Below are 23,091 nucleotides of genomic sequence, written 5' to 3'. Positions count from 1 at the left end.
GCCCCGCCGTACACCCGGGCGGCGGGGCGGTGGCGGGGGGTCAGTGTTCGCAGAGGGAGAATTCTCGTTCGTAGAGCTGCTCGTTGTGTTCGTCGACGAAGAACTTGCGTTCCCGCATGAGCTGTTCGCGGTGGTCCTCGGCCTGTTCGCGCGTCATGGTCGAGGTGTCGGACCACGGTTGCTGCGGGGGGACGTCGGAGGTCGAGGTGATCCTCGCCGAGGGGTCGACCAGGAAGAACGCGAGGATCTTGCGGTGTCCCGGGCGGGTGCCGTCCAGGAGGCGGAACGGGCTGACGCGGTGTTGCAGGACGTTGGGGAACGCCAGGCAGCGGCCCGCAGGGGTCGATGCCGAGCCCAGCGTCTGGTTCAGCGCGTCCTCGTCCTCGAGGCCGTAGACCTCGCGCAGGCCGGCGTCGTCGTTCTGCTCGTAGTCCGGGTCGTCGAGGGCCGCCCGGAAGCCCAGCCGGCTCTCGGTGATGTTCTCGCTGTCCCAGTAGTAGATGCCGGTCGAGACGATCCGCTCGTTCAGCATCCCCTCGACGTGCCAGGAACCGCCGGGGTACTCGGGCCGGTCCGGGGTGAGCTGGACGTTGGCGAGCTTGACGATGACCTGGAGGCGGCGGCCGCGCAGGCCGACCCGGGCCGCGGCGCCGGGCACCTCGGGCGGGGTGAAGGCCGGGGCGTCCGGGACGACCGGGCTGCGGTCCTCCCACCAGCTGTCCTGGGCCTCGTCCCACGCCAGGCGGGCCTGCGCGTAGGCCGCGTCGTCGGCGTAGGCGGACCTGTTCGGGTACTCCGGCCGCGCGTCGTACCACCCGTAGGGGTCCGCCTCGATCCGCAGGGGCCTCGGATGGCGCAGATCGGTCAGCACGTTCTCCAGGAGGGGGAGCATGCGCGCGAACAACTCGGGGAGCACGGCGTTCAGTTCGCGGTGCTCCTCGGGGTGGACGTTGTTGACGTACGAACGGAAGACGGTCTCGCCGTCCTCGGTGACGTCGACGTCAGTGGGCAGCCACTGGAACTTCTCCGAGAACTCGTACTTCGCATGGCGGCCGGCCGGGTTCTGCCACGCCTGCTCGGGCCCGCCGCTGACCCCCCGTACCAGGCAGAAGAGCGAGGGGTGCACCAGGTCCCACACCTGGCCGCCGGATCCGGGATGCCAGTCGCGCTCCGCCTCGGGAACCTGCTCCAGGACCCGTACCGCCCGGCGCAGCCGGGAGCCGAGCTCGTCGTCGATCAGGGTGTCCGACTGCCACACCCCGTCGACGGCGGACACCTCGATGCCGGTCCGCTCGTCCCGCAGGGCCGCGTAGTGCGCCAGTTCGTCCAGGACGTAGCGGACCCCGGCCTCGGTGAGCCCCTGGGCGAGTGCCTCCCGCGTCCACCGGGCCACGATCCCGGCGTCGCTCCTCTTGTCGGACCATCCCGGCTTCGCCCGAATGTGCGCGCTGCACTGGATCATCCGGAGTTCCCGCAGCGTGCGGGGCTTGGCGAACGCGGGGGAACGGGACGTGTGGAAGGGCGAGGGGAAAGCGGACAGGCCGGTCAACTCTTCTGGTCCTTGCGATCGGTGTGCGGTGGCGGGGGAAGAGTACTTCAGCGCACCGACACCGCCGCCGGCTCCCCGTGACCGGCGCACGCATCGGCACCGCCGTGCGGATCGTCGATGCGCACGGCGGTGCTCGCCGACCCGCCGGGGACCGTCCGGAGCGGGTGCGGGATCAGGTGGCGCCACGGGCGCCCGCGGGGGTCAGGGGCGGCCGGTCAGGTAGCCGCCCATGGAGGTGAAGTACTCGGCCGCGGGCAGTTCGCGGCCGTCCTCGGTGCGGACGCGGGTGATCGCGAGGCCGTGGTTGCGGCCGGTGCGGGCGTCCGCTCCGGCGACGACCACCACGCCGTCGCCCTCGCGGTAGAAGATCCGGCCGGGAGTGCCGCCGTACACGCCGGTGGACACGACGGCGGACAGGACCTCCAGGCGCTTGCCCTTGTGGAAGGTGAAGGCGGCCGGGTACGGGGCGGACTGGGCGCGGACCAGCCGCTCCAGGACGTCGGCGGGCCACTCCCAGTTGATCCGGATGTCGTCCTCGGCCCGCTTGTGGAAGAAGCTGGCCCGGGAGCGGTCCTGCTTCGTGAACTCGGTCTCGCCGGCGGCGATCCGGGCGAGCGCGCCGACGGTGACCGGGGCGATGAGGTCGACGGTCTTGTGGAAGAGGTCGGTCGCCGTGTCGCGGGGGCCCACGGGCACGGCGCGCTGGTCCACGATGTCGCCCGCGTCGAGCACCTCGTCCATCATGTGGGCGGTGACGCCCACTTCGGACTCGCCGTTGATGAGCGCCCAGATCAGCGGCGAGAAGCCGGCGTACTTGGGCAGCAGCGAGTCGTGGATGTTGAGGGTGCCGTGCCGGGGCAGGGTGTAGATGCGCGGCGGGATCCAGGTGCGCCAGTTGTTGGCGACGATGATGTCGGCGTCGGCCTCCTTGAGCCGCTGGAACAGCTCCTCGTCGTCGGGGCGGTTGCGGATGACGACGGGAACGCCGTGCTCCTCGGCCAGTTCGGCGACCGAGTCGCTCCAGATCTTCTCGTAGGCGTGCTCGCTCTTGGGGTGCGTCACGACCATCACGACCTCGTGCTCGGACTCCAGGAGAGCCTTGAGGGTGCGGTGACCCCAGGTCTGATAACCGAACATGACGACCCGCATCGGGGTTCCTCCTCAGATGAGCGAATAAGCAACCCCAAGTAAAGCAAGGCTTACCTAACGATGCAACGACCCCGTTTCTGGTGCGAATTGACCCAAACAGACAAGATAGTCCCTTTTGTCTGGTCGACAGTCCGCCTGGATCAGGTTAGCTTTACCTAAGTTCCACTTGGCTACCGGTCACCGGTGTGCCTGGACTCCCCCTATCCCCACCCCGACAGGACGCCCCGGCTGGCGCCTGTCCCGCACACATGGGAGTGACATGTCACAGGCTCTTCCTGGCGACGCACCACTGATCCACGATCTGATCGGTATCGGCTTCGGGCCGTCCAACGTCGCCATGGCGATCGCGCTCACCGAGCACAATGAGCGCGTCGGCAGGCAGGAGGCCGTCACCGCGCACTTCTTCGAGCAGCAGCCCAGCTTCGGTTGGCACCGGGGCATGCTCTTCGACGACGCGACGATGCAGGTGTCCTTCCTGAAGGACCTGGTGACGCTGCGGAACCCGTCCAGCGAGTACAGCTTCCTGCGGTACCTGCAAAGCAAGGGCCGCCTGATCGACTTCGTCAACCACAAGAACCTCTTCCCGCTCCGCGTCGAGTTCCACGACTACTTCGAGTGGGCCGCGGCGAAGGTCGACGACATGGTCTCCTACGGCCACCGGGTCATCGCGGTCGAACCCGTCGTGCGCGACGGGGTGGTGGAGTACCTCGACGTGACCGCCCGGTCGGGCGACGAGATCGTCGTGCACCGCGCCCGCAACCTCGTCATCGGTACGGGACTGCGCCCCGTCATGCCGGAGGGCATCGAGCGGTCCGACCGCGTCTGGCACAACTCCGAGTTCCTCGCCAAGGTCGAGGGCCTGGAGGGCTCCGAGCCCAAGCGGTTCGTCGTCGTCGGCGCGGGCCAGAGCGCCGCCGAGAACGTCGCCTACCTGCACCGGCGTTTCCCGCAGGCCGAGGTCTGCGCGGTCTTCTCCCGCTACGGCTACAGCCCCGCGGACGACAGCAGCTTCGCGAACCGCATCTTCGACCCCCAGGCGGTCGACGAGTACTTCACGGCGCCGGAGGACGTCAAGCAGCGGCTGATGGGCTACCACGGCAACACGAACTACTCCGTGGTGGACATCGACCTCATCGACGACCTGTACCGCCAGTCGTACCAGGAGAAGGTGCTCGGCACCGAGCGGCTGCGCTTCCTGAACATCTCGCGCCTGACGGGGGTCGAGGAGACCGCCGACGGGGTGCGCGCCACCGTCAAGTCCCTCGTCACCGGCGAGGAGAGCGTGGTGGAGGCCGATGTCGTCGTGTGCGCCACCGGGTACCTCCAGGCCGACGGGCTGGGCCTGCTCGGCGACGTCGGGGGCAAGTGCCACCGCGACGACCAGGGCCGGGTCCGCGTCGAGCGCGACTACCGCGTCTCCACCGATCCGGAGCTGCGCTGCGGCATCTACCTCCAGGGCGGTACCGAGCACACGCACGGCATCACCTCCTCCCTGCTGTCCAACACGGCGATACGGGTCGGCGAGATCCTCGACTCGGTCCTCGACCGCGTCGTCAAGGCCGTGCCCGACGAAGCCCGGCCGGTCGCCGGCCACGTCAGCCAGGCCTAGCGCCACCACGGGTCCCCCGGCGGATCCGCGAGAGAGGCAAGGTGCCCGCACGGTGCCGCGTCAGCGAGGGATAGCGTAGGGCGACATGGGCACGTCTATAGTTGAACGTCCGTCGCCACCCCGGGTCGCAGAGGCCCGGCGGCGGCGGACCGTGGGTCTGGCCGCGGTCGCCGCGGTCCTCGTGATCGCCGCGGTGGCCTCCCTCGCCGTCGGCGCACGCGCACTCAGCCCCGCCGAGGTCTGGCACGGGCTGTTCGCGGCCCCCGACCCCGACCAGAAGATCACGGATGTCCGGCTCATCGTCCAGACGGTGCGGGTGCCGCGGACGGTGCTGGCGATCGTGGCGGGCATCGCCCTGGGCGTCGGCGGGGCACTGATCCAGGGGTACACGCGCAATCCCATCGCGGACACCGGCCTGCTGGGCGTGAACACCGGTGCCTCCTTCGCCGTGGTGTCGGCGATCTCCCTGTTCGGGTTCACCGATCCGTTCCAGTACGTCTGGTTCGCCTTCCTGGGGGCGGGGATCGCCGGTGTCGTCGTGTTCGGGCTGTCGAGCATCGGCCGGGGCGCCGGCAACCCGTTGACGCTCGCCCTGGCGGGTCAGGGCGTCACGGTGTTCCTCGCGGCGATGACGACGGCGGTCGCGCTGTCGGACAAGGCCGCGCTGAACGCCCTGCGGTTCTGGAACTCCGGCTCGGTGGCCGGCGTCGGCTTCGACGTCATCTGGCCGGTGACCGCCTTCGTCGTGATCGGGCTGGTCCTGGCACTGGCCACCCTGCCCTCCGTCAACCTGCTCAACCTCGGGGACGACGTGGCACGGGGACTGGGCGTGAACATCGCGCTGGTGCGCACGGCCGGCATCGTCGCCATCACCCTGCTGGCGGGCGCCGCCACGGCGGCCTGCGGGCCCATCGCCTTCCTCGGACTCATGGTGGCGCACGTGGCGCGGTACCTGGCCGGTCCCGACTACCGCTGGCTGGTGCCGTACGCGGGTCTGCTCGGCGCGGTCGTCCTCCTGTTCTGCGACATCGTGGGACGCGTCGTGGTGCGGCCGGGCGAGCTGGACGCGGGTGTCCTCGTCGCTCTCCTGGGCGCCCCGTTCTTCGCGGTCATGGTGTGGCGGGGAAAGTTCAAGAGCGCATGAACGAGACAGCGGTGAAGCAGCCGGCGGTGCCGGGCGTCAGGCTCGGCGGCCTGTCGTTCGTGTGGCGGCCCAGGATCGTGCTCGTGACGGCGCTGCTGGCCGCCGCGACGTTCCTGGTGTTCTGCCTGTCCATCGGGGTGGGGGACTTCCCCATCGGTCTGCCTCAGGTGGTCGCCACGCTCTTCGGGGCGGGCGAGCGGGTGGACGAGTTCGTGATCATGGACTTGCGCATGCCGAGGGCCCTGGCCGGGCTCGTCGTGGGCGTCGCGCTCGGCGTGTCCGGGGCCATCACGCAGTCCATCGCCCGCAATCCGCTGGCCAGTCCGGACATTCTGGGCATCACCGGGGGCGCCAGTGCGGTCGCGGTGGTCCTGGTGACGGTCTCGGGCGGGGCCACCGCGGCGGTCGTCGGCTCCGTGGGCCTGCCCGCGGCGGCGCTCGCGGGCGGACTGGCCACCGGTCTGCTGGTCTACTTCCTGGCGTGGCGGCGCGGCGTCGACGGCTTCCGGCTGATCCTCATCGGCATCTCGGTGAGTGCCGTGATGGAGGCGGTCACGACCTGGCTGCTGGTCACCGCCGACATCCGGGACGTGGCGCGGGCCCAGGCGTGGCTCGTCGGCTCCCTGGACAACAGGTCGTGGGGCGAGGTCCGGCCGGCGCTGTGGGGCACGGTGGCCCTGATGGCCGTCGTGGCCTGCGTCGCCTTCCAGTTCAAACCGCTGCACTTCGGTGACGACGTGGCCGCGGGGCTGGGCGTGCGCTACACCCGGGTACGGGCGGTCATGCTGCTGTGCGCGGTCCTGCTGGCCGCGATGGCCGTGAGCGCCGCGGGGCCGGTTCCGTTCGTCGCGATGGTGGCCCCGCAGGTGGCGATGCGGCTGACGAAGTCCCCGACGCCGCCGATGCCCGCTTCCGCCGCCGTGGGCGCGCTGTTGCTGATCGGCGCCGACCTCATCGCGCGCACGGCCCTGCCGGTGACGCTGCCGGTCGGTGTGGTGACCGCGGCCATCGGCGGTCCCTTCCTCATCTACCTCCTGGTGAGGGCGAACCGCCGCTAGGTGATAGAAAGGTTAGGCAAGCCTAATTCAAGGGGGAGCCTTGGCCGCTCAGCACACCACCGAGATCCGTACTGAGACCGTCGCCGGTGACGTCCCGCGGCTGGCGGCCAGGGGCATCACCGTCGGGTACGCGGACCGGACCGTCATCGACGCGCTGGACGTGACGATCCCCCAGGGCGTCGTCACCACGATCATCGGCCCCAACGGCTGCGGCAAATCCACCCTGTTGCGGACCCTTTCCCGGCTGCTCAAGCCGACGAAGGGGTCCGTCGTGCTGGACGGCGAGGACATCGCCGGGCTCAAGACCCGGGACGTGGCCAAGAAGCTGGGCCTGTTGCCGCAGTCGCCGGTCGCCCCGGAGGGCCTCACCGTCGCCGACCTGGTGGCCAGGGGCCGGCACCCCCACCAGAGCTGGCTCAGGCAGTGGTCCTCCGACGACGCCTCCGTCGTGGAGCGGGCCCTGGCCATGACCGGGGTGTCCGACCTGGCCGACCGCGCCGTCGACACCCTCTCCGGGGGGCAGCGTCAACGCGTGTGGATCTCGATGACCCTGGCTCAGGGAACCGACCTGCTGCTGCTCGACGAGCCGACCACCTACCTGGACCTGGCGCACGCCATCGACGTCCTCGACCTGGTCGACGACCTGCACGAGTCGGGGTGCACCGTGGTCATGGTGCTCCACGACCTGAACCTGGCCGCGCGCTACAGCGACAACCTGATCGTGATGAAGGCGGGTTCGGTGCTGGCGCAGGGTCATCCGCGCGACGTGGTGACCGCCGAACTGCTGGACGAGGCCTTCGGTCTGCGCGCCCAGGTGATCGACGATCCGGTGGGGGAGCGGCCCCTGGTCGTCCCGATCGGGCGGACGCACGTCCAGGGTTCGGGCGGACGGAACTGAAGACCCCCAACTTAGGCTAGGCTTACCTCATCACCTCACGCTAAGGTTTGCCTGCCCTTATACGGGGCTGCATCAGATAGCACGAAAGCAAGGGAATCCGGATGTTCCTCGATCGAACGACACGCATGAAGTCCTGGTGGCGGCTGACGGTGACCGTGTCCGCAGCGGCCCTCGGTGTGGGCCTTCTCGCGGGTTGCGGTTCCGGCTCCGAGGACAAGGGCAAGGACGACGCCGCCAACTCCCCGGCCGCCGCCGGTGCGTTCCCGGTCACGGTTGAGCACGCGTTCGGATCCACCACGGTCAAGTCGGCCCCCAAGCGGGTCGTGTCCGTGGGCTACACCGACGACCAGTCCATCCTGGCCTTCGGCATCAAGCCGGTCGGCATGGTCGACCAGTACCCCAACCCGGCCGGTACGAGCCCCGACATCAACACCCAGTGGCCCTGGGTGAAGGACAAGTGGGGTACCACCAAGCCCGAGGTCATCATGAACAACGGTGACGCGGGCCCCAACTTCGAGAAGATCGCGGCGCTCCGCCCGGACCTGATCATCGCGGTGTACTCCGAGATCGACCAGGCCGCCTACGACAAGCTCTCGAAGATCGCGCCGACGGTGGGCCGCACCAAGGCCGAGAAGGAACCCTTCAGCGCTCCGTGGCAGGACAACGCCCTCCACATCGCCAAGGCCCTCGGCAAGGCCGATGAGGGCAAGCAGATGATCCAGGGGATCAACGACAAGCTCGCTGAGGTCAAGAAGGCGCACCCGGAGTTCGCCAACCAGAAGGCCGTCGCGCTGTCCTGGTACAAGGATTCGGTCTCGCCGTTCACCACCACCGACGTCCGCGGCCAGCTCCTGTCGGGCATGGGCTTCAAGGGTCAGACCGAGATCGACAAGATCGCGGGTGACAAGTTCTTCACCCAGCTCTCCCCGGAGCGCATGGACCTCGTCGACGTCGACCGCGTGTTCGTCATCAACGACAAGGCGGACATGGACGCGCTGAAGAAGTTCGACCTCTTCACCAACCTGAAGGTCTCCAAGGACAACAAGGTGTCGTACCTCCTCGACAGCGAGGGCCCGGCGGCCGGCGCGGCCATCTCGCAGGCCACCCTGCTGTCCATGCCGTACGCCATCGACGAGCTCGTCAAGTCGGTCGGCTAGGTGTGAGCACCACGCACCCGAGCGTCGCCCCGGCCACCCTGCACACGACGACCGGACGCGAGGCAGCCGGATGGGTCGCGGCGAACTGCCGCGAGATGCCCTGGCTGACCGCGGCCACCGTCTTCAGCACGGTGGCCGGGGCCGCGCTCCAGATGCTCCCGGTCCTCCTCCTCGGCCGCGTGGTCGACGGGGTGACCGGGGGCGGACCGCTCTCGGACCTGGTCCCGATCGGGGCCGTGATGGTGGCCGCCGCGCTCCTCGGCGCGGCGGCCACCGCGATGTCGACGTACCTGATCGGACGGCTCGGCGCCGACCTGCTCGCGCAACTGCGCGAAGGCGCCGTCCGGGCCGTGCTGGGGATGCCCAGCGCCCGGGTCGAGCAGGTCGGCCGCGGAGACGTCCTCTCCCGTGTCGGTGACGACGTCGCCGTCCTGTCCAAGGGCATCCGCGCGGCCGTTCCCACGGTGTTCTCCGCGGGCGTGCTGGTGGCCGTCGCCACGATCGGCATGTTCGGGCTCGACTGGCGGCTCGGCCTGGCCGGGGCCTGTGCCCTGCCCGCGTACGCGCTGGCCCTGCGCTGGTACCTCCCCCGGTCCGCCCCGCTCTACCGCCGGCGCGCGGTCGCCCAGGCCGAGCGCGCCCAGTCGCTGATCAGCGGTCTGAACGGCATCGACACCGTACGGGCGTACCGCCTGGAGGAGTCGGTGCGGGAGAAGGTCACCGCCGACTCCACCCGGGTGCGGGACATCGGGATCGACGTGTTCCGCTTCTTCGGCCGGTTCGTCGGCCGGGAGAACCGCGCGGAGTTCATCGGACTCGTCCTGATCCTCGTGGTGGGCTACGTCCTGCTGGAGACCGGCTCGGCGAGCCTCGGCGACGTGTCCGCCGCCCCGTTGGTCTTCCACCGGCTGTTCACGCCGCTGGGCGCCATCATGTTCACCTTCGACGAGGCGCAGAAGTCCGGCGCCAGCCTGACCCGGCTGGTCGGGGTGCTGTCGGAGTCCGCACAGGAGCGCCTGGTGGGCGACTCCACCGCCGCCCGGACGGACGACGGGCCGTGCGCGGTGGTGGTCGAGGGGCTCACCTTCACCTACCCCGGCGCGGAGGATCCCGTCCTGCGGGACGTCAGTCTGACCATCCCGGCGGGCGGTTCGCTGGCCCTGGTCGGGGCGACGGGGGCGGGCAAGACGACCCTCGCCGCGCTGATCGCCGGCGTGGGCGAGCCGCAGAGCGGCTCGGTGCGCGTCGGTTCCACCGACCTCGCCGATCTGGACGAGGCCGGGGCCAGGTCGCTGGTGAGCATCCTGACCCAGGAGACGCACGTCTTCTCCGGTCCGCTCGCCGAGGACCTGAGGCTGGCCGCGCCCGGGGCGAGCGACGCCCAATTGCTGGACGCCCTGGGCGTCGTGGGCGCCCGGGAGTGGGTGGAGTCCTTGCCCGACGGGCTCTACACCGCGGTCGGTGAGGGGGGTGCGCGGCTGGACGGCACCCAGGTGGCCTCCGTCGCCCTGGCCCGGCTGGTGCTCGGCAGGGCACCCGTGGTCGTGCTCGACGAGTCGACCGCGGAGGCGGGCAGCGAGGGCGCCGCCGAACTGGAACGGGCGGTCATGGCCGCCTGCGCCGGACGGACCGCGCTGTTCGTGGCCCACCGGCTGACCCAGGCCGTCGCGGCCGACCGGATCGCCGTGCTCGACGCGGGCCGCGTCGTGGAGCAGGGCACGCACGAGGAACTCGTCGCTCTCGGCGGCCGTTACGCGAGGCTCTGGCAGGCCTGGCGGGACGGTAGTTAGGTAGCCCTAACTTAGGTTAGGCTGACCTTCGCAACTTGGAAGGGTGTTGAGTCTTCAATGATGGAACCGAGCGCTCGTCTCGTGCTGATCTCTCCTACGCGTCTGGCCGACGTGCGCCGGCGTACCGGTGACCACTCCGACCGGACCATCGCCGGGGCCTGTGCCATCGGTCTGTCGTACTGGGCGACGGGCCTCGGCCCGGACGGTCTGGACCTCACCCCGAACACGCTGTTCGCGGACGTGCTGGCGTGGGTCGGCAACGGCGGCGGGACGCCCGGGGGCTGGGAGATCGACGAGAGCGGCCGGGACGGTGTGGGCATCACCGTCCCCGACGGCGTCCTGCCGTCCGAGGCGCAGCTCGCGCTGGACGACCTGGCGGACTTCCCCGACCGTCCCCTCGGCACCATCAGCCCGTCCGGTGTGACGGAGCGGCTCAAGGCCCTGGCCGAATGGAACGACAACGAGGCCGACCGGGTCCGGCCGTCCCTCATGGAGATGTTCCGTGAGCAGGCACGGCTGCGGCCGGACGCGGTCGCCATCGTCGACGAACACCGCTCGCTGACCTACCGCGAAGCGGCGGACCTGTCGGCCCAGCTGGCCCACCACCTCATCGGACGCGGACTCACCGCCGAGCAGGTCGTCGGCATTTCGCTGGGCCGCTCCGCCGACATGGTGATCGGTCTGCTCGGCGCCCTCCAGGCCGGCTGCGCGTTCGTCCCCCTCGACCCGCAGTGGCCGGCCGCACGCCGTGCCGTCGTCATCGACGACGCGCGCGTCGTGGTCCAGCTCAACGCGACCGGCGAGCACGACCCCGCCGAACCCGCCGCGGTCGCCGTCGACCTCGACGACTGGCAGTACACCGGCCACGACACCCGGGACACCGGCGTCACCGTCCACGGCAACGCCCTGGCCTACGTGATCTTCACCTCCGGTTCCACCGGCCGGCCCAAGGGCGCGATGATCCGTCACGAGGCCATCAGCGAGCGCCTGCTGTGGCAGGTCAACGAGATCCTGGGCTTCGGACACGACGACGCCTCGCTGTTCAAGGCACCCCTCTCCTTCGACATATCCATCAACGAGATCTTCCTGCCCCTGGTGTGCGGCGGCCGGCTCGTGGTCCTGCGGCCCGGCGGCGAACGGGACCCCCACCACCTGCTGAGCGTGATCGCCGAACAGCGCGTCACCTTCACCTACCTGGTCTCGTCCATGCTGGACGTACTGCTGGAGATGGCCGGCGACTCCGGCCGCCTCGACAGCCTGCGGCACGTGTGGTGCGGCGGCGAGGTGCTCACCCCGGAGCTCTACGAGCGCTTCCGCACCCGCCTGGACAACGTCCCCATGTACCACGGCTACGGACCGGCCGAGACCACGATCGGCGTCTCCCACGTCATCTATCGCGGTGAAGCGGAGCGCCTGTCCACCTCGATCGGCAAGGCCAACCCCAACACCCAGCTGTACGTCCTCGACGACGAGCTGCGCCCGGTCCCGGCCGGCGTCGGCGGCGAACTCTACGTGGGCGGCTTCCTCCTGGGGCGCGGCTACGTCAACGCCCCCGGCCTGACCGCCTCCCGGTTCGTGGCCAACCCCTTCGCGACGGACGGCTCCCGGCTGTACCGCACCGGTGACCTCGCCCGGTACGCCCCCGACGGATCCCTGGACTTCCTCGGCCGCGCCGACAACCAGGTCAAGATCCGCGGCATGAGGCTCGAACTCGAAGACGTCGAGGCCGGTCTCGCCGAACACCCCGCCGTGCGCCACACCTGCGTCGTCGCCAAGAAGAACAGCGCGGGCGGCACCTACCTCGTCGGCTACGTGATCCCCGCGGCCGACAGCGAGGCCCTGCGGGCGGACGAGGTCAAGGCGTGGGCCGCCGGCCACATGGTGGAGTACATGGTGCCCGCCCACGTCGTCGTCATGCGGGAGTTCCCGCTCACCGCGAACGGCAAGCTGGACCGGCGCGCGCTGCCCGAGCCCGAGATCGTGACCGGCCCGTCCGTCGCGCCCACCACCGACGACGAGCGCGCGGTGTGCGCGGCCGTCGCCTCGGTGCTGCGACTGGAGGAAGTCGGCGTCGACCAGGACTTCTTCCAGCTCGGCGGCGACAGCATCCTCGCGATCTCCCTGCTGAGCGCACTGCGCGACGCGGGCCTCTACGTCACCGCGGGCCAGATCTTCACCAACAGCGTGCTGGGCGCGCTGGCCGCCGTCGCGAGCCGCGAGGACCTCGCCCGCACCGACCACGCCGACGTCGCGACCGGGTCCGTCACCGGATCGCCCATCGTCCAGTGGCTCGGCGAGACCACCGACGCCATCGACGGCTTCGTCCAGTCGGTCGTGCTGAACACCCCCGCGGACCTCACCGCCGACACCCTCCAGGCCGTCCTCGACGCCGTCGTGGCACGCCACCCCATGCTGCGGGCCCGCCTCGTGCGCGACGGCCGCTGGAGCTTCGACATCCCGGAGGCTTCCGGCACCGCCGCCTGGCAGGAGAGCGCCGGGACGCTGGACGAATGCGCCGCCCTGGCCACCGCGGGACTGGACCCCGACAACGGCGTGATGCTGCGGGCCGTCTGGCGCCGCGACGCGCGCCAGCTGGTCGTCGTCGTCCACCACGTGGTCATCGACGGCGTGTCCTGGCGGATCCTGATGGACGACCTCGCCACGGCATGGCGCCAGACCTCGGCGGGCGAGACGATCGAACTGCCCCCGGTCGGCACCTCGTTCAGGCGCTGGACCCAGCTGCTGGCACAGACCCCCTTCGCGGCGGACCGCGCCTGCTACGAGCGCCCGCTGCCCGGACCCGACGCACCCCTGGGCAGGCGCGCCCTGTCCGCGGCCGACACGGTCGAGCGGGAAGCGCACCGGATCCTCACCGTCGGCCCCGAGGTCACGGCCGCCCTGCTGGGCGAGGTCCCCGCCGCGTTCCACGCGCGCGTCAACGACGTGCTCCTGACGGCGCTGGCCGTCACCCTGGCCCGGTGGCGCCGCGACCGCGGCCAGGAGCAGACCTTCGCGCACATCGAGCTCGAAGGCCACGGACGCGAAGCCCGCCACGTCACGGGCGCCGCCGGCGTCGAGCCGGACCTGTCGCGGACCGTCGGCTGGTTCACGACGCTGTTCCCGGTGACCGTCGACCCCGGCACGGCCGCCGACTTCACCGCCCCCGCCTACCTCGGCGCCGCCCTCAAGGCGGTCAAGGAGGACCTCGCCCGGGTGCCGGGCAACGGCGTCTCCTACGGCGCCCTGCGCTACCTGTCCGAGGCCGGCGCCCCCTTCACGTCCCCCGCACCGCAGGTCCTCTTCAACTACCTGGGCCGCTTCGAAGCGGGCGCCGCGGGGGAGTGGCAGCTCTCGGGCACCACCGGACAGCTGGGCGAGAAGCGCGACCCGAGGATGCGCCTGCCGCGCGCCCTGGAGTTCAACGCGATCGCCGAACCCGACACCACCGGCCAGTACGAACTGGTCACCACCCTCTCCTGGCCGGAGGGGATGTTCACCGACGCGGACATCGAGACGATCGGCGGCTACTTCCGGGCGGCCCTCGCCGGACTCGCCGCCCTCGACCAGGGCGGCCACTCGCCCAGCGACTTCCCGCTGGCCCGGCTGACCCAGGCCGACGTCGACGCGCTCGACGGCCCCGCGCTGCGCGACGTCCTGCCCCTGACCCCGCTCCAGGAAGGCCTGTACTTCCACTCGGTCTTCGACGAGGACTCCGCGGGCAGCTACGTCGAACAGCAGCTGCTGACCCTGGAGGGCGACCTCGACCCCGCGCGCCTCGAAGCCGCGGCCACCCGGCTGCTCGCCCTGTACCCGAACCTGGCCGCCCGCTTCACGGCCCTCGCGGACGGCCGCGTGGTCTCCGTACTGGAGAGCGGCGTCCGGGCGCCCTTCACCGTCGTCGACCGGCCCGGCATCACCGACGCGGAGATCCGCGACCACGCCGAGCGGGACCGCCGCGCCGGATTCGACCTGGCCACCGGCCCCCTGATGCGGTTCACCCTGTTCCGGGACCAGGAAGCGGGCCGCAACGTCCTCGCGCAGACCGTGCACCACATCATCGCCGACGGCTGGTCGGTGCCGCCGATGCTGCGCGCGCTGCTCGCCGAGTACCACGCGCCGGGCACCGTGTACCCCGTGGGCGGTTTCGCCGACTACGTCGGCTGGCTCGCCGGGCGCGACGCCCACGAGAGCGACCGGGTCTGGGGCGCCGAACTCGCAGGACTGCCGGGCCCCTCGCTCGTCGCGCAGGAGCACACCCCGTCCGACCGGTTCGCCGACACCGCGCTGGAGCCGTCGTTCGACCTCGACGCGGCCGTCCGGTCGGCCGGGGCGACCCTGAGCGTGGCCGTGCACAGCGCCTGGGCCCTGACCCTGGGCGGCATCCTGCGGTCCGCGGACGTGGTCTTCGGTTCCACCGTCTCCGGCCGCGACGCCGACGTCCCCGCCATCGCGGACATGGTCGGCCTGTTCATCAACACCATTCCGCTGCGGGCCCGGTGGGACGCCGCCACCACGGCGGGCGAGCTGCTCTCCGCGGTGCGCGAACACCAGGGCGCGGTCCTGCCCCACCAGCACGTCTCGCTGGCCCGGATCGGCCGCCAGGCCGGTGTCGGCCCGCTGTTCGACACCCTCGTGGTGTTCGACGTGGCGACCGACGTGGCCGCCCTGCGCTCACCCGGCGACACCCTGACCGTCAGCGAACTCGTGGGCGAAGGGGCGCCGCACTACCCGCTCACCCTGGTCGTGGAACGCTCCCTCGACGGGGCGCCGCGCTTCAACCTCATCTACGACGGCGAACTGCTGCGCGAGAGCAGTGCGCGGGACATCCTGCACGGATTCGCCCGCACCCTGGACGCCCTCCTCACCCGGCCGGACGCCCCGGCGGCCGGCCTGGTGCCGCAGGGCACCCGGACCCCCGCGCCGATCACGGCGACCACCCTCGGCGGGCTGTTCGACGCCGCGGCGGACCGGGATCCGGCGGCCACCGCCGTCACCCAGTGCGCCCTCGACGGCACCAGCAGCTCCCTGACCTACGGCGAACTGGCCGACGCGAAGAACGAGCTGGCCTCCGCCCTGCGCGCGGCCGGGGTCCGGCCGGGACAGCGGGTCGCCGTCGCGATCCCGCGCTCCCTGGAGCAGGTCGTCGCCCTCGTCGCGATCGTCAGCGCCGGCGGCGCCTACGTGCCGCTGGACATGGCCTACCCGGACGAGCGGCTGGAGTACATCCTCGCCGACGCCGCACCGCAGGCCGTCCTCGTCGACCCCGCCCAGCGGGACCGCTTCACCGCGCTGCTGGCGCGGGCCGGAGTGCCCGCCCGGGTCCTCGTCCAGGGCGACGAACTGCCGCAGGACGCCGCGCAGGCCCCCGCGGACGAGGTCACCTGGCACGACCCCGCGTACGTGATCTACACCTCCGGCTCCACCGGCCGGCCCAAGGGCGTCGTCGTCCCGCACTCCAGCGTGGTGACCCTGCTCGCCAACACCCAGCCGGACATGGACTTCGGCCCGGACGACGTCTGGGTCCAGTTCCACTCCTACTCCTTCGACTTCGCGGTCTGGGAGCTGTGGGGCGCCCTCGCCCACGGCGGCGAACTGCTCGTCCCCGACTACGGACTCACCCGGTCCCCGGTCGACTTCCACCGGCTGGTCCGCGAGCGCGCGGTCACCGTCCTGAACCAGACTCCGTCGGCCTTCTACCAGTTCGTCGAGGCCGACCGGCACGCCGGGGAACCCCTCCCCGCCCTGCGCCGCGTCATCTTCGGCGGCGAGGCGCTGGACCTCGGCCGACTGCACGGCTGGGTCGAGCGGCACGGCACCGCCGCGCCCGAACTGGTCAACATGTACGGCATCACCGAAACCACCGTCCACGTCACCCACCGGGTCCTGACCGGCGAGGACTTCGCCTTCGGGGACGACGTCAGCCCCATCGGCGGCCCCATCCCCGGCCTGGTCACCCACCTGCTCGACGACCGGCTCCGGCCGGTGCCGCCGGGCCGGGTGGGCGCCATCTACGTGGCCGGCGACCAGGTGTCCCTCGGCTACCTGGGACGGCCGGGCCTCACCGCGGGCCGGTTCGTCGCGAACCCGTTCGCGAACGACGGCTCCCGCATGTACCACACGGGCGACCTCGCCCGCCGCACCCTCGACGGCGAGCTGGAGTTCACCGGCCGCGCCGACGACCAGGTGCAGCTCAAGGGCTTCCGGATCGAGCTCGGTGAAGTCGAGTCCGCGATCCGCGACCTCGACGCGGTCGTCGACGTGGCCGTCACCGTCGCGGACAGCGGCGACCACCTCGTCGCGCACGTCGTGGGCAGTCTGCCCGGCGACCTGTCCGTGCTGCTGGCGGCGAAGCTGCCGGTGCACATGGTGCCGGGCCGGGTCCTGCCGGTGGACTCCCTGCCGCTGACCGTCAACGGGAAGCTGGACCGCAAGGCCCTGATCGCACGGGCCGCGCAGGACGACGCACCGGCGGCCGTCACCGGCTCCGCGCTCGACTCGCTGGTCGGCATCTACGCCGAGACGCTGAACCACACCGGCGCGGACGCCGACACCGACTTCTTCGCCGCCGGCGGCGACAGCATCGTCGCCATCACCGTGGTCAACCGGGCCCGGGCGCTCGGACTGCCGATCGCACCCCGTGACATCTTCCTGCACAAGACGCCGCGGGCGCTGGCCCAACTGCTCGGCACCCGCGAGCCGCAGGTCCCGCGGTCCGCGCCCGCAGCCGCGGCGCACCGCGAGGACGGTCCGGTGGCACCCACGCCGATCATCCTGCGCCAGCGGGAACTGGGTGGCTCCCTCGCCCGGTTCGCCCAGGCCAGGACGCTGGAGCTGGCCGAGGGCGTCGCGCACGCCGACGTCGAGCGCGCCGCGAACGCCGTACTCGCCGCCCACCCCGCCCTGCGGATGCGGCTGAACACCGAGCACGGCGTGTGGACCCTGCGGACCGAACCCGCCCGCCGGGCCACCGTCGTCCGCGCCGCCACCGACGACGCCACGGCCGCCGCCGACGAAGCCGCCGGACGCCTCGACCCCGAGACCGGGGAAGTGATCGCGTTCACCTGGCTCGCCGCCGCCGGCACCCTGGTCATCACCGTGCACCACATCGCGGTCGACTCGGTGTCGTGGCTGATCCTGCTCGACGACCTCGCGGCGGCCCTGCGCGGAGAGACCCTCGCCCCGGCCACCACCTCCTACGCCGAGTACGCCGAGGCACTCACCCTGAGCGCCGCGGCCGACGCCGGCGGCCTCGGACACTGGGTCGACACCCTCCAGGCGCCCCCGCTGCTGCCCGCCGTCGGCGGGCTGCGCGAGACCACCGTGGTGCTGGCCCCCGAGACCAGCGACCTGGTCACCCGGACGGCACCCGCCGCCCTCGGCATCGCCCTGACCGAACTGCTCTGCGGCGCCCTGCGCGCCGCCCTGACCCGCGTCCAGCCCACGCCCGCCGACCTCGCCATCGAGCTGGAGCGGCACGGCCGGGTCCCCGCCCTGGAGCACCACGACTACACCCGTACCGTCGGCTGGTTCACGGCCATCGCACCCGTCCGGCTCACCGCGCACACCGACCCCGTCGAGGCCGCCCGCGAACTCGCCGAGCGGCAGCCCGACGAGGCGGGCCACCTCGCCTACGGCCGGCTGCGCCACCTCAACCCGCAGACGGCCCCCCTGCTGACGGCCCGTCCGCAGGTGCTCTTCAACTACCTCGGCCGGGGCAGCGAGTCACAGGCCCTCCACATCACCGGCGGCGACCAGCCGAGCCCGTACGCCGTCGAGGTCAACGCCTGGACCGACGCGGCCACCGGCAGCCTGCACGCGGCATTCACCCTCGCCAGGGAGATCCCCGACGAGATCACCGCGCACTGGCTGCGCGCCCTGGAGACCATCGCCGACGCCTCCGCGACCGCCGAACGCACCGCACCGGTCACCCCCCTCCAGCGGGGCCTGTTCTTCCAGGCCCAGATGGCGGGCGCGGCCGGGCACTACGTCGCCCAGAGCTGGTTCTCCTTCGACCGGCGCCTGGACACCGGCGCCCTCGAAGAGGCCATGGCCACGGTGATCGCACGCCACCCCGTCGTCGGAGCGGGCTTCGGCACCGACGAGCACGGCAACCCGGTCCAGGTCCTCAAGGCGGGCCGGCGGGCCGGCGTCCACACGGTCGAGCTCTCGGGCGACGCGGAGGTGGAAGAGCTGCGCCTGCGGGACCGCAACACCGGCTTCGACCCGGCCGCGCCGCCCCTGATCCGGCTGACCGTCGTCCGGCTCCCCGGGGGCCGCGACGGCCTGCTGCTCAGCTACCACCTGCTGCTGTGGGACGGCTGGTCCCGCGAGATCGTGCTGCGCGACCTCTTCGACGCGTACGAGGCCGTCCTGGCGGGCGAGCGGCCCGACGCGACCGCCGCGACCCCGGCCTTCGAGGACTACGCCCGGACCCTCGCCGCGAAGGACCCGGCCGTCTCGGAGCGCTTCTGGGCCCGGCAGCTGTCCGGGCTCACCGGCCCGACGCTGCTCGCCGGACCGGCGCCCACCCTCACGGAAGACCTGCCCCCGGCGCTCGTCCACACGCTCACCGCCGAGCAGTCGCACCGGCTGCGGGACACCGCCAGGACCCACGGGGTCACCCTGAACTCCGTCCTCACCGGCGCGTTCGGCCTGCTGCTGGGCGCCCGTACGGGCCGCGCCGACGCCGTGTTCGGCGTGACGGTCTCCGGCCGTGAGGGCGAGGGCCTCTCCGACGTGGTCGGCGTGCTGCTGAACACGGTCCCCATGTGGACGCGGGCCAGGCCCGACGACACGGTCCGGGACTACCTGGCTGCCGTCCAGAGCGCCCGGGTCGAGGCCATGGAGCACGAGCACCTCGGGCTCGGCGAGATCCAGCGGGCCAGCGGCCAGGAGACCCTCTTCGACAACCTGTTCGTGCTCCAGAACTTCCTGGACATGGACGCCTTCGCCGAGATGAACGCCCGCCACGGCATCACCTCGGTGAAGTCGGACGACTCCACCCACTACCCCTTCACCTGGGTCGTCACCCCCGGCGAGCGCCTCACGGTCAAGCTGGAACACCGGCACGGCTCCGGCGACGACGCCCGCCGCCTCCTGGACGACTACGTACGGGTCCTCGACGACCTCGCCGGCCTCACCGGGCCGGTGGGCGCCCTGCGCGGCCTCGGGCCGGTACCCGCGCCCGCCGACCGCACGGACATCGGCACGGACACGGTCGTCGACCGGTTCGACACGGCGGCGGACCGCGCCCCGGAGCGCACCGCGCTCGTCGCGCACGGCCGGAGCATGACCTTCGCCGAACTCCAGAGCCGCAGCCGCGCCCTGGCCGGCGTGCTCGCCGGGCGGGGCATCGGCCCCGAGCGGACGGTCGGCCTCGCGATCCCGCGTTCGCTGGACTCGATCGTGGCACTGTTCGCCGTGCTGCGCACCGGAGCCGCCTACGTACCGCTGGAGCTGGACCACCCGGACGAGCGCATCGCCTCGATCGTGGCGGACGCCCGCCCCGACGTGGTCCTCACCGTCAGCGCGGTGGCGCACCGGCTGACCGGCGAGCTCATCGAACTGGACCGCCCCCTGCCGCCGGCCGAACCGCTCGTCACGTTCGACCCGCACGACCCGCAGCGCCTGCGGCACCCCGCGTACACGATCTACACCTCCGGCTCGACCGGAAAGCCCAAGGGCGTCGTGACCGAGTACGCGGGTCTGACCAACATGCTCATCAACCATCAGCGCCGCATCTTCGAGCCGGTACTGGCCGAGCACGGCAACCGGGTCTTCAAGATCGCCCACACCGTGTCCTTCGCCTTCGACATGTCGTGGGAGGAGCTGCTCTGGCTCGCCGACGGCCACGAGGTGCACATCTGCGACGAGGAGCTGCGCCGTGACGCGCCCGCCCTGGTCGAGTACTGCGCCCGGCACGCGGTCGACGTCGTCAACGTGACCCCCACCTACGCCCAGCAGCTGGTGGCCGAGGGACTCCTCGACGACCCGGCCCGGCGCCCCGCGCTGGTCCTGCTGGGCGGCGAGGCGGTCACCCCGACCCTGTGGCGGCGGCTCGCCGAGACCCGGGGAACGGTCGGCTACAACCTCTACGGACCCACCGAGTACACCATCAACACCCTCGGCGTCGGTACGTTCGAGTGCCAGGACCCGGTGGTGGGAGTGGCGATCGACAACACCGAGGTGTTCGTCCTGGACCCGTGGCTGCGGCCGCTGCCGGACGGCGTCCCCGGAGAGCTCTACGTCAGCGGCATCGGCATCGCCCGGGGCTACCTCGGCCAGCCGGGGCAGAGCGCGCACCGGTTCGTCGCGTCGCCGTTCGGCGAGCCCGGCGAGCGCATGTACCGCACGGGCGACCTGGTCGTCCGGCGGTCCGACGGGAACCTGATGTACCTGGGCCGCACCGACCAGCAGGTCAAGATCCGCGGCCACCGAGTCGAACTCGGCGAGGTCGAGGCCGCGTTCGCCGCGCACCCGGCGGTCCGGTTCACCGCCGCGGTCGCCCAGCCCGACCCGCAGGTCGACGGCGCCTACCGGCTGGCCGCGTACCTGGTGCTGGACGGCTCCGACCTGGCGGCCGTCGCCGCCGAGGTGGGCGCCGGACTGCCGGACTTCCTGCGCCCGACGCACTACGCCCAGGTCGACGGCATCCCGCTCACGGTGAACGGGAAGGCCGACACCAAGGCCCTCCCCGAGCCCAAGCCGCTGGGCGCGCTGACCACCTCGGACGAGCGCGGCCCGGAAACCGAGACCGAGACCCTGGTCTGCGAGTACTTCGCGGAGACCCTGGACCTGGACGACGACGAAGTGAGCGCCGTGGGAGACTTCATGTCCCTCGGGGGACACTCCATGCTGGCCGTACGGCTCGTCGGACTCCTGCGCCGGGAATTCGGCCCCGTGATCACGATCCGTGATCTGTTCACCCTTCGGACTCCGGAAGCGATTGCCCGCCACCTCGATGACAACTCCTGACGAACAGCGATCCCGCCGCCCGGGATCCGACATCCTGCGGACCGCCATACGCCGCAACGCCGGCGCGATGGCCTGGGGCACCGTCCTCATGGGCCTGTACCAGGCGGGCGAGACCGCCTTCCCGATCGCCCTCGGCCTCATCGTCGAGCACACCATGCGCGAGCGCAGTCCGGGCTCGCTGGCGGTGGCGGTCGCGGCCCTGGCCGTGATCATCACGACCGTCTCCCTGTCGTGGCGGTTCGGGATGCGCATCCTGCAGAAGGCCAACACCACCGAGGCCCACCGCTGGAGGGTGCAGGTCGCGGCCTGCGGCCTCCAGCCGGTGGCCCGCGACACCAACCTGAAGTCCGGCGAGGTGCTCACCATCGCCACCGAGGACGCGGACCAGACCGCCGACATCGTCGAGGTCGTGCCGATGCTGGTCAGCTCCATGGTCGCGGTGCTGATCGCGGCGGTCGCGCTCGGCATCGCGGACCTGCGCCTCGGTCTGCTGGTGATGGTGGGAACCGTCGCGATCCTGTCGGTCCTCAGCGTGCTGTCCAAGCGGATCGGGTCCAGCACCAAGGAACAGCAGGCCCGGGTGGCACGGGCGGGTGCGAAGGTCGCCGACCTGATCACCGGCCTGCGCCCGCTGCACGGTTTCGGCGGGAACCACGCCGCGTTCGGTTCCTACCGGAAGGTCAGCACGGAGGCGCGGCAGCAGGCCGTCACCGTCGCCCGCGTGAACGGCGCCTACGCGGGCACCGCGCTGGCACTGAACGCGACCCTCGCGGCCGCGGTCACCCTGACGGCCGGCTGGCTGGCCTTCGAGGGGCAGATCGGCATCGGTGAGCTCGTCATGGCCGTGGGCCTCGCGCAGTTCATCATGGAGCCGCTCAGGCTGTTCTCGGACATGCCGAAGTACGTGATGATGGCGCGCGCGTCGGCGGAGCGGATGGCCCTGGTGCTGTCCGCCCCGCCGACGGCGGCCCCGGGCACGCAGCGCCCGGACCCGGGCACCGGCCTGGAGGTCGACTGCGTCCGGTACGGATCGCTGCAGGGGGTGAAGTTCCAGGTGCCGGCGGGTGAGTTCACCGCCATCACGGCCTACCAGCCGCGGGCCGCCGCGGAACTCGCCTCGATCCTCGCCGTGAACGTCGCGCCGGAGTCCTACGGGGGCCAGGTGCGGATCGGCGGGAAGCAGCTCGCGGACCTGTCGGTCGAGTCGGTGCGCGAGCACGTCCTGGTGAACCCCTACGACGGGGAGATCTTCGCCGGTACGCTCCGCTCGAACATCGACCCGTCGGGCACGAGCCCGTCGGTGGCGGAGGCCGTCGAGGCGTCCATGCTGACCGATGTCGTCGCCCTGCACCGCCAGGGGCTGGACTACGAGGTCCGCGACCGCGGTGCGAACCTCTCCGGGGGGCAGCGCCAGCGGCTGTCCCTGGCCCGGGCCCTGGCGGCCGACACCGACGTGCTCGTCCTGCACGACCCGACGACGGCCGTGGACGCCGTCACCGAGCAGCTCGTCGCACGCAACGTGACGAAGCTGCGCCGGGGCCGGACCACCGTCGTGTTCACCAGCAGTCCGGCCCTGCTCGACGCCGCCGACCGGGTGCTGGTCCTGGACGACGGAGTCGTCACCGCCGAAGGCACCCACCGGGAACTGCTGGCCGCCGATCAGGCGTACCGCGCGGCGGTGACCCGGTGACCCGGTGACCCGGTGAACCACCGAGGGAATGACGAGGGGCCCGGGTGCCCGGCGAACCGCCGGCGCCCGGGCC

At 71.7% G+C, this 23,091-nt stretch carries 10 protein-coding genes; 8 read left to right on the top strand and 2 right to left on the bottom strand.

What is annotated here, in order from left to right:
- Positions 1-40: 40 nt before the first annotated feature.
- Together ACGFXC_RS24510 and ACGFXC_RS24505 are read right to left on the bottom strand one after the other, a co-directional pair.
- Positions 41-1,549 carry a DUF4246 domain-containing protein gene (locus ACGFXC_RS24510; protein ID WP_393716105.1) on the bottom strand — a complete coding sequence of 503 codons (1,509 nt, stop codon included), beginning with the start codon at positions 1,547-1,549 and terminating at the stop codon, positions 41-43.
- A 201-nt stretch (positions 1,550-1,750) separates the two neighbouring features.
- On the bottom strand, positions 1,751-2,698 hold the full coding sequence (locus ACGFXC_RS24505) for a methionyl-tRNA formyltransferase (protein WP_393716103.1): 948 nt from the start codon (positions 2,696-2,698) through the stop codon (positions 1,751-1,753).
- Between the two features lie 259 nt (positions 2,699-2,957).
- Between ACGFXC_RS24505 and ACGFXC_RS24500 the strand changes: the two genes are divergently transcribed.
- The 8 genes from ACGFXC_RS24500 (at position 2,958) to ACGFXC_RS24465 (ending at position 23,018) form a co-directional block, all read left to right on the top strand.
- Positions 2,958-4,307: a lysine N(6)-hydroxylase/L-ornithine N(5)-oxygenase family protein gene (locus tag ACGFXC_RS24500; protein WP_393716101.1), complete on the top strand. Its 1,350-nt coding sequence runs from the start codon at positions 2,958-2,960 to the stop codon at positions 4,305-4,307.
- An 85-nt stretch (positions 4,308-4,392) separates the two neighbouring features.
- A complete protein-coding gene (locus ACGFXC_RS24495) occupies positions 4,393-5,451 on the top strand; it encodes a FecCD family ABC transporter permease (protein ID WP_393716099.1) in 1,059 nt (352 codons plus the stop codon).
- The gene (locus ACGFXC_RS24490; protein ID WP_393716097.1) at positions 5,448-6,509 is read left to right on the top strand and encodes a FecCD family ABC transporter permease; all 1,062 of its coding nucleotides are present in this window, start codon (positions 5,448-5,450) and stop codon (positions 6,507-6,509) included. Before ACGFXC_RS24495 ends, ACGFXC_RS24490 begins: the two co-directional genes overlap by 4 nt.
- A 40-nt stretch (positions 6,510-6,549) precedes the next feature.
- Positions 6,550-7,407, top strand: a complete 858-nt coding sequence (locus tag ACGFXC_RS24485) for an ABC transporter ATP-binding protein (protein ID WP_393716096.1) — start codon at positions 6,550-6,552, stop codon at positions 7,405-7,407.
- A 101-nt stretch (positions 7,408-7,508) separates the two neighbouring features.
- Complete coding sequence (locus ACGFXC_RS24480; RefSeq protein WP_393716094.1) at positions 7,509-8,564, top strand: iron-siderophore ABC transporter substrate-binding protein; 1,056 nt, start codon at positions 7,509-7,511, stop codon at positions 8,562-8,564.
- A gap of 2 nt (positions 8,565-8,566) precedes the next feature.
- Entirely contained in the window at positions 8,567-10,354 is a 1,788-nt protein-coding gene (locus ACGFXC_RS24475) for an ABC transporter ATP-binding protein (protein WP_393716092.1), read from the top strand.
- Positions 10,355-10,411: 57 nt separating this feature from the next.
- Positions 10,412-21,328 (top strand): amino acid adenylation domain-containing protein, encoded by a 10,917-nt coding sequence (locus ACGFXC_RS24470; protein ID WP_393716090.1) that lies wholly within the window; start codon positions 10,412-10,414, stop codon positions 21,326-21,328.
- Entirely contained in the window at positions 21,315-23,018 is a 1,704-nt protein-coding gene (locus ACGFXC_RS24465) for an ABC transporter ATP-binding protein (RefSeq protein ID WP_393716088.1), read from the top strand. The genes ACGFXC_RS24470 and ACGFXC_RS24465 overlap by 14 nt, the downstream gene beginning before the upstream one ends.
- Positions 23,019-23,091 lie beyond the last annotated feature (73 nt).

Origin of the sequence: Streptomyces sp. NPDC048507, from assembly GCF_043199995.1 — a bacterium.
In the GTDB taxonomy this organism is placed as follows: domain Bacteria; phylum Actinomycetota; class Actinomycetes; order Streptomycetales; family Streptomycetaceae; genus Streptomyces.
The sequence above is the reverse complement of the archived record's forward strand: the minus strand, read 5'-3'. Positions and strand labels throughout refer to the sequence as shown.